Source organism: Winogradskyella aquimaris (assembly GCF_042676105.1).
Lineage (GTDB): Bacteria > Bacteroidota > Bacteroidia > Flavobacteriales > Flavobacteriaceae > Winogradskyella > Winogradskyella aquimaris.
The window spans coordinates 1-14,437 of record NZ_JBHTJQ010000002.1 but is presented as its reverse complement, the minus strand read 5'-3'; the positions used below and the strand labels follow the sequence as shown (position 1 = coordinate 14,437).

The 14,437-nt window shown below is 33.5% G+C and carries 14 protein-coding genes; 5 read left to right on the top strand and 9 right to left on the bottom strand.

Annotated features, from left to right (window positions below):
• The first annotated feature begins 36 nt into the window (after window positions 1-36).
• Together ACFQ1K_RS00640 and ACFQ1K_RS00635 are read left to right on the top strand one after the other, a co-directional pair.
• Window positions 37-828: a DUF2797 domain-containing protein gene (locus ACFQ1K_RS00640; protein ID WP_320555761.1), complete on the top strand. Its 792-nt coding sequence runs from the start codon at window positions 37-39 to the stop codon at window positions 826-828.
• Window positions 829-899: 71 nt separating this feature from the next.
• The gene (locus ACFQ1K_RS00635) at window positions 900-1,151 is read left to right on the top strand and encodes a hypothetical protein (RefSeq protein ID WP_320555762.1); all 252 of its coding nucleotides are present in this window, start codon (window positions 900-902) and stop codon (window positions 1,149-1,151) included.
• 74 nt (window positions 1,152-1,225) lie between these two features.
• Here ACFQ1K_RS00635 and rpsU read toward each other — a convergent pair whose 3' ends face one another.
• The 4 genes from rpsU to ACFQ1K_RS00615 all read right to left on the bottom strand — a co-directional run bounded on the left by rpsU (window position 1,226) and on the right by ACFQ1K_RS00615 (window position 6,035).
• Window positions 1,226-1,420, bottom strand: coding sequence for a 30S ribosomal protein S21 (gene rpsU, locus ACFQ1K_RS00630; RefSeq protein WP_296354683.1), 195 nt, complete (start codon window positions 1,418-1,420; stop codon window positions 1,226-1,228).
• Window positions 1,421-1,592: 172 nt separating this feature from the next.
• Window positions 1,593-2,456 carry a sigma-70 family RNA polymerase sigma factor gene (locus tag ACFQ1K_RS00625; protein ID WP_320555763.1) on the bottom strand — a complete coding sequence of 288 codons (864 nt, stop codon included), beginning with the start codon at window positions 2,454-2,456 and terminating at the stop codon, window positions 1,593-1,595.
• Window positions 2,457-2,568: 112 nt separating this feature from the next.
• Window positions 2,569-5,229 (bottom strand): AsmA-like C-terminal region-containing protein, encoded by a 2,661-nt coding sequence (locus ACFQ1K_RS00620; RefSeq protein WP_320555764.1) that lies wholly within the window; start codon window positions 5,227-5,229, stop codon window positions 2,569-2,571.
• A gap of 101 nt (window positions 5,230-5,330) precedes the next feature.
• Window positions 5,331-6,035 (bottom strand): queuosine precursor transporter, encoded by a 705-nt coding sequence (locus tag ACFQ1K_RS00615; RefSeq protein WP_320555765.1) that lies wholly within the window; start codon window positions 6,033-6,035, stop codon window positions 5,331-5,333.
• Between the two features lie 71 nt (window positions 6,036-6,106).
• Between ACFQ1K_RS00615 and folK the strand changes: the two genes are divergently transcribed.
• Window positions 6,107-7,234 (top strand): 2-amino-4-hydroxy-6-hydroxymethyldihydropteridine diphosphokinase, encoded by a 1,128-nt coding sequence (gene folK / locus ACFQ1K_RS00610; protein ID WP_320555766.1) that lies wholly within the window; start codon window positions 6,107-6,109, stop codon window positions 7,232-7,234.
• A gap of 22 nt (window positions 7,235-7,256) precedes the next feature.
• Here the strand turns inward: folK and ACFQ1K_RS00605 are convergent, their stop codons facing one another.
• Genes ACFQ1K_RS00605 through ACFQ1K_RS00595 form a run of 3 tightly spaced genes read right to left on the bottom strand, consistent with a single transcriptional unit; the run spans window position 7,257 to window position 10,831 of the window.
• On the bottom strand, window positions 7,257-7,913 hold the full coding sequence (locus tag ACFQ1K_RS00605) for a class I SAM-dependent methyltransferase (RefSeq protein ID WP_320555767.1): 657 nt from the start codon (window positions 7,911-7,913) through the stop codon (window positions 7,257-7,259).
• A complete protein-coding gene (locus ACFQ1K_RS00600; RefSeq protein WP_320555768.1) occupies window positions 7,913-8,647 on the bottom strand; it encodes a LytR/AlgR family response regulator transcription factor in 735 nt (244 codons plus the stop codon). The genes ACFQ1K_RS00605 and ACFQ1K_RS00600 overlap by 1 nt, the downstream gene beginning before the upstream one ends.
• 12 nt (window positions 8,648-8,659) lie before the next feature.
• On the bottom strand, window positions 8,660-10,831 hold the full coding sequence (locus tag ACFQ1K_RS00595) for a tetratricopeptide repeat-containing sensor histidine kinase (protein ID WP_320555769.1): 2,172 nt from the start codon (window positions 10,829-10,831) through the stop codon (window positions 8,660-8,662).
• 213 nt (window positions 10,832-11,044) lie between these two features.
• Here ACFQ1K_RS00595 and ACFQ1K_RS00590 point away from each other — a divergent pair, with 213 nt between their 5' ends.
• The gene (locus ACFQ1K_RS00590; RefSeq protein WP_320555770.1) at window positions 11,045-12,076 is read left to right on the top strand and encodes an SIMPL domain-containing protein; all 1,032 of its coding nucleotides are present in this window, start codon (window positions 11,045-11,047) and stop codon (window positions 12,074-12,076) included.
• A 4-nt stretch (window positions 12,077-12,080) separates the two neighbouring features.
• Window positions 12,081-13,247: a vWA domain-containing protein gene (locus ACFQ1K_RS00585; protein WP_320555771.1), complete on the top strand. Its 1,167-nt coding sequence runs from the start codon at window positions 12,081-12,083 to the stop codon at window positions 13,245-13,247.
• A gap of 46 nt (window positions 13,248-13,293) precedes the next feature.
• Here ACFQ1K_RS00585 and ACFQ1K_RS00580 read toward each other — a convergent pair whose 3' ends face one another.
• Both ACFQ1K_RS00580 and ACFQ1K_RS00575 read right to left on the bottom strand, forming a co-directional pair.
• Window positions 13,294-14,304: a PorP/SprF family type IX secretion system membrane protein gene (locus tag ACFQ1K_RS00580; RefSeq protein WP_320555778.1), complete on the bottom strand. Its 1,011-nt coding sequence runs from the start codon at window positions 14,302-14,304 to the stop codon at window positions 13,294-13,296.
• Window positions 14,305-14,312: 8 nt separating this feature from the next.
• Window positions 14,313-14,408: a hypothetical protein gene (locus ACFQ1K_RS00575; RefSeq protein WP_386133755.1), complete on the bottom strand. Its 96-nt coding sequence runs from the start codon at window positions 14,406-14,408 to the stop codon at window positions 14,313-14,315.
• Window positions 14,409-14,437 lie beyond the last annotated feature (29 nt).

The window sequence follows — 14,437 nt, the reverse complement described above, 5'->3', positions numbered from 1 at the left end:
CTAATTTAGCAATGCTAAAAATACTAAAATTCTTTTATGGTTTACACAGGTGTTCTTACGAAAATGCAGACAGAGTTTTTAGACCCAATTCAATATTATTTGGTGTTTGAGAATGATTTTATTCACATGAATCAACTCATTAACAAAACTATTGAAATGAAATTTGTAGGACATCAATGTCTTAGCTGTGGTTTAAACAAACCCATTTACAGACAAGGGTTTTGTAAGAGCTGCTTTTTTGATAAACCTGTTGCTGGTGACTGGATAATGCGACCAGAGCTAAGCACCGCACACTTAAACAAAGAAGATAGAGATCTAGAATATGAGAAAAAGGTGCAGTTACAGCCTCATATTGTCTATTTGGCAAATTCTAGTAATGTCAAAGTTGGTGTAACCCGCAAAAGTCAAGTTCCTACACGATGGATTGATCAAGGTGCACATGAAGCTATTGAAATTGTTGAAGTTCCTAATCGTTATCTGGCCGGTATTACCGAAGTTGCTTTAAAAGATCATGTTGCAGATAAAACGAATTGGAGAAAAATGCTTAGAAATGATAATGCCGATGAAGATCTCATTGAATGGAGACAACGATTAAAGCCTTATATACCAAATGAAGTTAAAGATTACTTTATAGATAATAATACAGAGACCCATCTTAACTTTCCGGTAGAGCACTATCCTGAAAAGCCCAAAAGTCTTAATATTGAAAAACAAATGACCTATTCAGGTACATTGGCAGGTATCAAAGGGCAATACCTCATTTTTCAAGACAATACCGTATTTAACGTTAGAGGAAACGAAGGGTTGGTGGTAGAATTAAACATCTAAATATTTATGTTAGGATTGCGTTAAAACCTGTTTTGTTTAGTTTTTAATTTTTAACTTTAAACAAAAAGAAGATGAAGCAGTCACCATTCCTTTACGTTGCTATTACCACCTTACTATTGATTACCATTACCATAATGTGCGCCATGGATTTTCCATTTAATTGGGTGTTTTATTTGACCGTTATTGGACAAGTATTTATTATTATTATGGTTTATAAGGTATTAACAGATAATTATACCACCTCTAAAACGTTCGAGCATTTTTATGAAGATTGCCCAATTGAACCTTTAGAAGTTAGGGCAGAAAACGAAACGTTTAGATAATCTCAAACAGATGAAACGAAAAAAGAGCAACATAACGTTGCTCTTTTGATATCTTAAAATAAAAAGCTAGAGACCTAGATGTTTTCTGCGTCTCTTAAACCTTGAATATATTGTGCTTTTTGAATCTCTCTTCTTCTCTTAACAGATGGTTTAGTGAAATAACGAGACTCTCTTAAGTTTTGCATAATCTGTACATTTCTGTGCTTACGCTTGTAACGCTTAAGAGCTCTTTCTATATTCTCTCCTTCTTTAATTTCGATTTTAATCATCTATCGCTAGTTTTTTATTATCTTATTCTTGCAAATGGTCGGCAAATATAGGCTAACTATTTGAAAATAAAAAATAATTTATCTCAATAATCAAGAAATTAATATATTTTTTTTCAAACAGACTTCTATACTATTCATGGGTAATACCGACCAAGGCTTCACCCTATATTAATTAACCTAAATAAGTCTTTAATATTTTACTTTTACTTGCGTGACGTAATCGTCTTATACCCTTTTCTCTAATTTGTCTAACACGCTCTCTAGTAAGGTCGTAAATACTGCCTATTTCTTCTAAAGTCATTGGTGGTTGATTACCAATACCGAAGTTAAGACGAATAACATCACTTTCCTTTTGGGTTAATGTATCCAAAGCGCGCTCTATTTCAGTATTTAATGAAGCTCGCATCAAATCCTTATCTGGTCTTGGGGATTCGCTTTCGCTTACCACATCATACAGGCTAAAGGTCTCGCCTTCTTTTAAAGGAGCATCCATTGATAAATGACGCCCAGAATTCTTCATCGATTGTTTTACCTCTCGCGTACTAATGTCCAGTTCTCTTGCAATCTCTTCAGCATTTGGTGGTCGCTGATGAATTTGCTCAAGATGAGAAAAAGTCTTATTAATCTTATTGATGGTACCTATTTTGTTTAATGGTAACCTCACAATACGCGATTGCTCTGCCAAAGCTTGCAAAATAGCTTGTCTAATCCACCAAACTGCATAAGATATAAATTTAAAACCTCTAGTTTCATCAAAGCGCTTGGCAGCCTTTACTAAACCTGCATTACCTTCATTTATTAAATCCGGGAGTTTTAATCCTTGATTTTGATATTGTTTTGCTACCGAAACCACAAATCTCAAGTTGGCCGTGGTTAGTTTATCCAAAGCCTCCTGATCTCCCTTTTTAATGCGTTGTGCGAGTTCTACCTCTTCGTCTGCCGTGATTAAAGGGATTTTACTTATATCTTGTAGGTATTTGTCTAGTGATTTGTCTTCTCTGTTAGTTACCTGCTTGGTAATCTTAAGTTGCCTCATGTAGTTTACTGAAATTTTGTGAACCTATATTATAATCAAATAATTTAGATAACCAAAATTTTGTGCAATTATTAACAAACAACACATTAAAAACGAACCGTTTTAATCAAAATCAGTTGTTTTTTATGGAATCTTGTGGCTTTTTATCGTTTTTCTTTTTTCCATTTAGGATTCCTCCTAAAACATTACCGACTCCTTCTTTAATGGCTTCTTTAGGATCTTTCTTGGTACTGTCGGATTTAACATTGGTAGAATCTGTTTTTGTGGACTTATTATTACCACCTAAAAAATTATCTAAGAGATCATTGATTTTATCCTTACCCTTGCCAATCACTTTTTGCTTCTGGATTTCTATCAATTGTTCAGTAAGGTTAGAGATTCCACTTGTTAGATCCGTTGAAATTGATGGACTAGAAAATGTGCCTCCAATATTTGCTGTAACTGGAACTGAAATTTTGTTGACCTCAGCATCATTGATCTGACCTATTAATCGATTAACATCACTACCCAAATATTTTGCTGGCACTTGTAATACTGCACTATAGCTCATTGTATTTGTAAAACTATGTGATCCTGAAACCTCAATAGGTATATCTTTATATGTTATTCTGAATGGCTGAACATTTACTCTTCCATCCTCAAAACTCAATTTGGTTTTGATATCTTTTTGAAGCTGTGTAAAATCTATGAAATCCAGCTGACTACCCAAACCAGATAACAATGGACTTTTACTAACATCTATGCTAGACGTTAACAGTTCTGCCAATGCATTTCCAGAAATAGTTGCTAAATCTGGTGAGAAATTTTCGTCCAAAAGACCACTGACGTTTATGGTAGAATTTAATTTTCCTTGCACCACTTTGGCAATTGGCGCTAGCGCTTGAAGCATTTCTAAATCTTTAAAGGACTGTGAAATATCAAACTGTTGCATTGCCAATTTCATATCAAATTTTGGTGTTGCTTCTTTTGTATTAACATTACCAGAAATGCCCAACTGACCATCAAATAAATCTGAGGTCATGTTGCTCAAATTGGCATTTTGATCTTTAATGCGCAATTCACCTTTTACGTTTTTTAGGTTTAGATTGTCGTAAATTACTGTTTTTGCATTTGCCGTAATGGAGCAGTCTAAGAAATCCGGAATTTTTAACGATTCACTACTTGAAGTCTTTTTATTTGACGTTTCAGTAGCTGATTCATCTTCAACCATAAAATCTGAAATAGCAAACGTGTTCGATGTGACATTAAAATCGCCTTGCAACTTCTTATCGCTCAACAAAAACCCTAATAAGTTATTCATGGTACCTGTTGCAGAGAAATCACTTTTCCCTGTTTGTGCATTAAAACTATTAAGACTAACGGAACCTTGATTAAAAGTTAAATCTGCTTTGTTAATTTGCATGGGATTAACAATATCTTCGGACGAAAAGATAAAATTAGAAACTGAAACACTTCCATTATTTTTTATCCGCTGGTATGCATTTGATTCAATAGCATCCATATCAAAAGATGTATTGAGTTTACCCTTTAAAATACCACTCAATTGATTTTCAAATTCTATAGGGTAGGCTTTGGTAATATTACCAAGATTTAAAACACCGTCTAAATCGGCATCAACACGTATATTACTGGTTAGATTCTTAATGTGCGCTTCGGATTTAAAAACGTCCTCATCAATTTTAAAATCTAGTTGATTAAGGTCTACATAGGTATCATCGGCAATTCCAGTGGTGTTTTTTACTGAAGCATTAATCATAATATTGGTAACTCGTTTTGGGAGATCTGGATATTTAAACGAGGCATTATCAGAACGCATATTAATGTCTATGTTTGGTATAGTTTGCTCAGATACTAAACCTTTAATAATACCTATTACCGTGAAGTTTCCTGTTGTGTTGACATTTTCTATATTCTTGGCATAAACTTCAGGTATAACGGCTAAAAAATCTTTAAATGAAGATTCAGGATTTTTAAAGGTTATGTCTATTAACTGTCCATCTTCAACCATTTGCACAAAACCTTCAAACTCTAATGGCAATGCATTAATATAACCTTTGTTTTCTTTGAAGCTATATTTGTTTTCTTCTAAGTCTAAACCAATTAATGCCTCTAATTTTATATTGTTATTACTCAAATACTCAGTACTATCTATAGACATACTAATTCTAGCTTCCGTTTTGGTGTCTAATTCCGATTGTTCAGCAGAGAAAATACCTTTACCGTTATGATTTAGTTCTGCAATGTAAAAACTTGTATTGGACCCTTCGTCTATATAAGTAAAGGCACTATTGTTTACTTCATAATATTGAATATCAAAACTAAAACCAGAAGACTGCTCTTCAGGTGTTGAGACCTCTGAAAAATCCTCAGCTTGTTTTACGATATCGTAATTTGTGCTGCCGTTTTTATTGGTTTTTAATGTTAGCAACAATTCGTCTGCAATAATCTCATTCACTCTTAAAGGTTCTTCTGTTCCTTTTAATAATTCACCTATTGGCATTTCAAAAGATATGGCTTTTGCTGTGGCTAAAGTTTCATCCTTAAACGGAGCTTTATTTGTAATTTTAAGATTTTCAACACGGACTTCTGCCTTAGGAAAACTGGAAATGAGACTTAAACTTATGTCATCAAAACTCAGATCCGCATCAAGATTCTCATCGGCATAATTTTGAACAATAGCATCTATTTTAGATTCTAAAACAAAGGGAACTGCAACGAGAACAGCAATAAAGATGAGCAAAATAATTCCTAAAATCTTAAAAATTTTCTTCATAGCTTGATAGTGTATAACTTCTATAGTTTATACGCAAAATTGAGAAGAATAGTTGTAGAACTACGAAACTTTAGTAAGATTTTAATGATTTGATAACAAGATTAGGTTAAAACAATTTCTTCATTCACCTTAAGCTTAAATCGTCTTCTGAATAGATATACACCTAGATATAAAAATGGTGTATCAAAAAATGCTACTAAAACTTTAAATAAAAATCCACTTATTAAAAGTCCATTGAAGCTCGACCAAGGTAACACTTCAAAATAGCAAAGCAAACTTATGATGGACAGTGTATCTACAAACTGGGAAATCCAAGTAGAAAAATTGTTTCGCAACCAAAGGTGTCTTCCTTTGGTTAAGTTTTTCCAGAAGTGATAAATTCTAATATCAATAAACTGCGCAAACAAATAAGCAAACATACTTGAGCCTACAGCTATAATGGTTTTACTAAACACACGTTTGAACGTTTCGTCATTTATGGGAGATTTTTCTAATGCCGGCACACTATCAGCAACTAAAATGATGCCTACGGAGAATAACGACGCAAAAATCCCAGCGACTACAACATCATTGGCTCGCTTTTTACCATAAATTTCACTGATTAAATCCGTAATTAAAAAGGTTATGGGATATGGCAAAATACCTACTGAAATTTCAAATAATTTACTATCAAACACTTCAACATCTAAAGGGTACCAATAAAAGAACTTCTGAAAAATAAGATTGGACACCACTAATGAGGTTATAAAAAGACTTCCTAATAAAAGGTAAATACGTTGGGCTAGAAGCTTGTCTTTTAATGACATTTAAAATGGTTAATAAATTGTTGTTGTAAAGATAATCTATTAAAAATTGTTTTAGTTATTTTGAACTTTCTATGACACCGACCAATACCGTCTACATAGCATTAGGAAGTAACAAGGGCAACAGATTACAGTATTTGCAAGATGCCATCAATACTGTTTTTGAAAAAATTGGGACTGTACATAAAATCTCTAAGGTTTATGAAACACCTGCTGTAGGATTTGAAGGTGAAGATTTTTACAACGCTTGCATTAAAGTTGAAACGGTGTTGAAGCCAAAAAAGCTTCTAAAAATGCTCAAGCAAATTGAATCTAACTTAGGTAGAAGTACTAAAAAGTCTGATACCTATGAATCTCGTGAGATCGATTTGGACATTTTGTACTATAATGACGACGTCATTAATGAAGCCTCCCTTTTAGTTCCACATCCAGCCATGCACCTACGCAGGTTTGTACTAGCACCATTATCTGATATTGCGAGAGATGTAAAACATCCTGTTTTTCAGAAAACCGTTAATGAATTATTAGAGGACTGTAAGGGTGAATCTAAAGTCAACCCTATTAAAATCTGGCTTAAAAACCCAAAAAACGGCTTTGATTTTGGCAACTATAATTTTATTGCGATTGAAGGCAATATTGGCGCAGGTAAAACGAGTTTAGCTAATAAAATAGCGCAAGATTTTAACGCCAAATTGATTTTAGAGCGCTTTGCTGATAATCCGTTTTTACCAAAGTTTTACAAAGAGCCAGAACGCTATGCCTTTACCTTAGAAATGTCTTTTTTAGCAGATAGGTACCAACAGATTAGTGATGATTTATCGCAATTAGATCTTTTTAAAGATTTTATGGTAAGTGATTATGATGTACACAAGTCACTAATTTTCTCTAAAGTCACTTTAGCCGATGATGAATTTAGATTATACCGAAAGCTATTTTACCTGGTTTATAAAGATATTGCCAGACCAGATCTTTATGTTTATCTCTACCAGAATACGGAACGCTTGCAAGCTAACATAAAAAAGCGTGGTCGTAAATACGAAAGCGACATTCAAGATGAGTACCTTGAAAAAATAAACGCTGGTTATCTCAATTTCTTGAGAAATCAAACTGAATTAAAAGTGAAAATTATTGATATCTCTGACAAGGATTTCGTAAAGGACAGAGAAGATTACCTTTGGCTATTGAGAGAAATTAACGCTTAGCCTTAGCGTCTATCTCATGAGTTTATAATCTAAACAAAGTTGTTGCAATTAGAGTATTATCATTTAATATAACCTCGCATAAAACCTTAAAATCCTTTACTTTAAAACTAAAAGGCTCGGCCAAAATATCCACACCACTATTGTGTTTTAATCGGTTTTGACTATTGGCAATAATATCAATGTTAGGGGTAAATGAACCAATAGGAATGTGTTCCGTTAAAATCAAATATTTATAAGTAGAGAGTTTGTCTAAAACCTGTTGAATTTCTTTATTAGATAAATGCTGAAGCACTTGTCTTAAAATGGCACAGTCTGCCTTCGGTAATTGATCTTGGGATATATCCAAACACTCAAACTTTAAATGCTTTGGATTAAACAAACCTTTATTTTTTTCGATTAAATCATCTACGATGTCTACTGCATTATATTTTAATGTAAACGGAACTAATTCTTTTCCAACATTAAAATCGCCACAACCTAGATCGCAAACCGTGAGTTGACAATTATGTGATTTTAAAAAATTGTTTACAGCATCAATGTACGGCTGAGTAATTTCAGGATTGTGAGAGCCTTCACCTGAGTAAAAATCAAAATCTTTTCCTCCCCAAAAATGTTGCTTATAAATCTGTTCCATAACCGCTCTAGTTGGCCATGGCTTTTTATGTTTTTTAAAAGTCATTATTTAAAATAAGCCAACAAATCTGCTTTTTTAGAGGCTGATACCATAATTTCCTTTCCATTGCTTAAAACAACACTTCCTCCTTTGCCTTTGACATACTTTACGACTTCATTCACATTAACTAAATAGCTCTTATGTACTCTAGCAAAATTGGCATCTTTAAGACTTTCTTCAATATATTTTAAAGTCTTACTTACCAGCTTTTTCTTGTTGTTGTTTAGATAGATTTCCGTGTAGTTATCATCGGCTTTGCAATACATTATATCTGCCGTTTCTAAAACTTCAAAACCATCTTGCTGTGGTATGGTGATTTTACCGTTTACAGCATTGGTTTTAGGCACCAAAACCTGATCTTGTAAAGCGTCTTCCTTAGCTTTAATTTCAGTAACATAATCTACGGCTTTAATGAGTTCATCTATGGAAATAGGTTTCATTAAGTAATACGATGCATGCGCATTTAAGGCTTCAATAGCATAATGATTATATGCTGTCACAAAAATGGTCTCAAAATCTATATGGCCTACTTTATCCAATAAATCAAACGCATTACCATAGGGCATTTCTACGTCTAAAAAAACTACGTCTAAATCATTATTTCTTATAAGAACCAGCGCTTCTTCGACATTAGCAGCTTCACCCACAATTGAAATATTTGGACAGTATTTAGTGAGATAATTTCGAAGAATCGCTCTACTAGTTTCTTCGTCTTCGACTATGATTGAATTTAGTTTCATTCTTCTTTTGTTTTAATCCTTTTTTAAAGTAACAACAACCTTGGTTCCTGTATCATCAGACTGTTGAAAATCATCAATCGTTACATCTACTTTGTCCTTATACATTTCGTTTAAAATGGCCACGCGTTTTTTTATGTTATTCATCCCTTTTGAATTCTGCTTTTTCTGGTTATCGGTCTTCATTTGCTTAGAACGTGTTCTACCAATACCATCGTCTGCAATAGTTATGGTAATTTCATCTAGGGAATTTGGCCGTATGGCAATACTCAAATGGCCTTTTTCGGTTTTATAGCGCAGACCATGCCAAACCGCGTTTTCTATGTACGGCTGCAATAGCATTGGAGGTATTTGAAATTCTTCAACATTTATAGTCTCGTCTACATCAATGCAGTAATCAAACTTATCCTGAAATCTAAAATGTTCAAGTTTGGTATATAATTGAAGTAATTCAATTTCCTTTTGTAGCGGAATAAAATCTTCTTCACTATTTTCTAAAACCGAACGCATTAATTGAGAAAAATCGGATAAATACTTATTGGCTGTACGCTCGTCGTTAGTGGCAATAAAACTATTCACTGAATTTAAGGCATTAAATATAAAGTGCGGATTCATTTGGCTTCTCAATGACTTTAGTGCCAAAAGATTGTTAGCTAAACGTTGTTGCTTAATGTATTTATACATTAAAAATCCTGTGATTAGTAAAAGAATTAATCCCCCAATTAACGAGTAAATAATAAGTTGCTGGCGTTTGTTGCGCTCTTGGGTTAGCTCGTATTTACTTTTAGATAAAGCTCTGTCACTTTCTAAGGATGTAATCCTGTTTTGTTGTTCGGCAATGTTTCTGCTAAAACGCGCTGCTTGCGAAATTTCCTGTACCTTTTTTGCATACAACTCATCTACTGTTTTCTTGTATTCATTCAACCATTTAAGGCCTTCTTCTGCATTACCTGCATCTATGAGTGCTTCGGACAGCTTTCTAGTAGCATCTTTTTTTACATCTAAATCTTCTTTTTTATCCGCTTCTTCAATACTCTTTTTAAAAGATGGAATAGCGTTCTCTAAATCGTTATTAAGTAGATAGGCATTACCCAATTTGTAGTTTTGCTTTTGCGGTGTTAACGGACTTTCATTAGGTAATATAGAATCCTTTTCTATATCTTCTAGTGTTTCTATTACATCTTTTCTTAGCTCAATCTCGCTATCGTACTCCATATTTAAGCTATTGAACTCCGCAACTTTAACCTGTTCTTCAATAGCACGTTTTTTGTTTTCTTTCTTTGCCAATTTAAGGGAGTTACTATAGAAACCCTTTGCTTTTTCAACTTCACCTTTGGCGTTATAGGCTTCTGCTATTTTTGAGTTTAGATCAGTAACTTTTGGTGCTATTAAATGTTGTTTTGCAATCTCTAATCCTTTTTGATAAGAAGTGATTGCTCGTTGTATATTCCTTAATTTTAAATAAGCATCACCAAGACCTTCATGCAATTCCGTTTTTTGGTAATTAGACAAATTTTCTTCATCTAGACTTTTATATATATCTATACTTTTTTGATAATCTTCATTCTTAATATAAGTCTGAGCCAGTTTGAGTTTTGCCGAAGACACTTCAAAATTCTGAAGACTAATTTTATAAGCTGATATGGCAAGGTCATACTGTTTCCAATAGATATAAACATCTCCCAAAAGTTCATGTGCTTCAGCACTTTGCCTAGATGACACGTTATAATTTAAGGCATCGCCTATAAACTTTATGCTTTTTGCAGCGTCTTTCTTTAGGTAAGCATCAGCCGAATCTATCATTTGATTATAGCGTATCAAAGTATCATCTGCTCGACTACTTTTATAACGCGACCTATTTTGTTCTTCTACTAATATTGTAATGCGTTCATCATTTAAAATGGTATAATGCACAGTCTCAAAATCATCATGCATTATAGTAAGTTTATCTCCTACACGTGCATTGACTACAAACTTTCCAAAATTGTCCGTACGGGTATATCTGCCATCATTTATTTGTATACTTACATTATCAATAGGCTCTCGTGTATCCTTTAAATAAACAGAGCCTCTTACAGTAAAAAAGCCGTCGTCACTTTTGGTGTTTATTCTTTTGTCTTGCCCAAAACTCAGCAATGTAAATAGGCATAAAACTATGAGGCAATATGTTTGATTTATTTTTATCAAAATAAGGTATTAATAGGACTAACTTACATACTTTATTTGGTATCAAAAAATGGCCACTTCAATTTTATGCACTTTCAATCCCTAAAATATTACGGTTAACTTATTTAGGTTTAAGCTTCACTCATTTATAGGTCGCTTTTACTCATTCTGAATTTTTATTTCTGTCTTTTCAGCAGAGTTTTACAAATCATTAATCAAAAACATAAATTTAAAATGAAAAAAAGCAGCTTAGCATCATTGCTACTCCTTGCGTGTGCTAATTTTATAATGGCACAACACAAAGGAAACTACAATCAAATCACACAAGACATTTCTAGACAAAACATTTTAACTTCTGGAAATACTAACATTTACAACCCTACCATTCAAAGACAAATCAATAAAACTTTACACCCCAGTGACGTCATCACAATAGATGTTAAAGCGTTACAAAATGTAAGTGCTACAACCTATACGGCTGTTTTTAATTTATCTCAAATTGGTGAAACAGCTGAAGCTACCAACGCCCTTATGAAAGAGCGCGTAGATAATATTAAAACCAGACTGAACGCACTTGGGATTACCCAAAAAGATTTTGCTGTAGATGTGATTTCTTTTGTACCCGTATATGAAGTTGAAGTCACCAAAAAGCTGTTTAGCAAAACGTATACTGAAGTTCCAAAAGGTTTTGAGTTGCAACAAAATATTCATATTCAGTTTACTAAAACTAGTCAATTTGAAAGCATTTTGGAAGCTTGTGCCAAGAGCGAAGTTTACAACTTGATAAAAGTTGATTATTTTATTGAAAACATACAAGAGGTATATAAAAATCTTCAAGATGAGTTACTAAAGCTTATCGCAAATAAAAAAGCCTACTACACTACCCTTGGTTTTGACCTTACCAACTACGATATTAAAATAGCAGATGATAAGTACTGTTATTTTCCAAAGGACTTCTATCAAAGTTATCAGGCCTATAATAGTGTGTCTTTTGAAGCTTTAAAGACCAACAAAGGAGTTACCAGTGCAAAAAAGCAAACCTCATATTACTACCAACCACTCACTTATGAGCAGTATGATATTGTTGTTAATCCATCAATCTTAGAACCAGTGGTTCAAATAGGTATGAATATAAAACTACTCTATACTCCAAAACCAAAAGAACCAAAGCAACAAACAATTACCAAAACGGAAATAGAACATAAATACTATGTCATTTCACCAAATGGCACCATAGATGTGAAAGAATTAAATACAAAAAATTAAAACAATGAAAGCAGTTACAAAACACTTCGCTGTATTACTGGGAATGATATCCCTTACAGCCTGCAATGCAAACGCAAAACAAAACCCTCAAGATTTAGGACTAAATCAAACAGTCATTGAAACAACCTTAAAGTCTGAAAAGGCTGAAATTAAAGTAGCATTATTACTAGACACAAGTAATAGCATGGATGGCTTAATTGATCAGGCTAAGGCTCAATTATGGGAAGTTGTAAATGAATTATCTTATGCTAAATGCGGAGAAAAGAGCCCAAATTTAAAGATTGCATTGTACGAATATGGAAATGACAATCTAAATGCAGATGAAGGTTATCTAAGACAAGTACTTGCTTTTAGTGATGATTTAGATGAAATATCAAAATCATTATTCTCTTTAACAACAAATGGAGGAAATGAGTACTGCGGTAAGGTCATTAAAACGGCTTTAGATCAACTCAATTGGGGAGACAAGCAAGACGACTTAAAATTAATTTTCATTGCAGGAAACGAGCCTTACACGCAAGGTAGAGTAAGTTACAAAGAAGCATCTCAACTTGCGCATCAAAAAGATGTTACCGTAAATACTATCTTTTGTGGCGAATACAATCAAGGCATTTCTGGTCACTGGAAAGATGGTGCAGATTTAACGCATGGTAATTATATGGCGATTAACCATAATAAAGCAACTGTTCATATTGCCTCTCCTTATGATGATAAAATTTTAGAACTCAATGAAAAATTGAATAAAACTTATATTGCTTATGGCTATTTAGGACGACAAAAAATGGAAATGCAGGCACAGCAAGATGAAAATGCTTTGAGTTATGACAAAGCAAATGCTGTTAGTAGAACAGTCAGTAAAAGTTCTAGATTGTATAAAAACAGCTCATGGGATTTAGTTGATGCAGAAAAAGAAGCAGGCTTTTCTTATGATGGAATAAACGATGAACAATTACCAGAAGAACTGAAAGGCAAATCAAAAGACGACATCAAATCTTATGTAAAAAAGAAAAGAACCGAACGTGAAAAGCTTCAAAACGAGATAGCCAAACTTAATGTAAAACGTAAAACATACATTGCTGAAAAATCCAAAGACAAAAAGAATGGATTAGAAAACGCCTTGGTAAACGCTATAAAAACTCAAGCAAAAAAGAAAAACTATGTTTGGGAATAGCTGAAGACAAAAAAGGCTCGATTAAAAATCAAGCCTTTTTTAATTTTTAGTTAATTGCAGGACAGTTACATTCAAACTTCTCTCGCTTACAATTAAAGTTATAACCTAATGTTATTTGATGAAATCCACCCGTGTTAAAATTTATTGTATTTGCCTGATACGAATAAGTGTAAGCAAAAACAAAATTATTATAATCTACCCCTATAAAAGGTGTAATGTATTGTAATTTTTGGCTACTCACGCCAGAACCATCTACAAATTCTGCTCCGTCCAAACTACGTCTGTAAGATAATCCCCCCCAAATTTTACCAAAATCCATTTCACGATACACCTTTCCATTAATATCAATTGTAGATTCTTCCGTAGCATCTCTGTACATAAACATAATTGAAGGTTCATAGCTCCAATCACTTCCAAATTTACTGAAGGTGTAACCTGTTGAAAACAAATAGGTTCTTAAATTATCAAACTCAAAACCTTGATCATTAAAATTGATACCTTCATTTTTAAGAATATTCTTTGCAGTGAAATGTGCGTAAAAATCTATAAAATGGTAAGAAAACCCCACGTCTATATTAAAATTCGTTGCGCTTTGTTCTATACCAGCAATAAGTTGATCAAATTCTCCAGGAGCTAAAAAATCCGTTTCGTCTAATTTGTACTGTAAAAACCCCGCACTCAAACCAAAAGATAGCATATTCAAATCTATCTCATTTCTAGAAAACATTAAATGATAGGCAAATGTAGCATAACCCCCTACGGTAGAATGGTAACCATTCGAATCATTAAATAGGACTCCACCTAGTGCTACTGGAGAATCACCTAATCTACCATTTACACTTAAGGTTTGTAAACTTGGCGCATCGTCAACTCCAAACCATTGTTGCCTAGCTGTCAATCTCACCTTGGCACAATTAGCTACTCCAGCCATAGACGGGTGTATCAGATAATAGTTATCTGTCAAGTAATCTGAATAAATTGGAATACCCTCCTGAGCAAAACTAAAACTTGCTGATAAGGCTGTAAATGCTAATAAACAAAACTTTTTAAATCTCATAATTTCTTTTAACGTTTCAAGGTAAAATGGGCTCTGAACTCCTTTCTCTGGTCGGTGAGCGGTTCGTCGTAGATTACCGTGAACCAGTAATCGCTGCTCGGCATCCTGTTGCCGTTGTACGTCCCGTCCCATC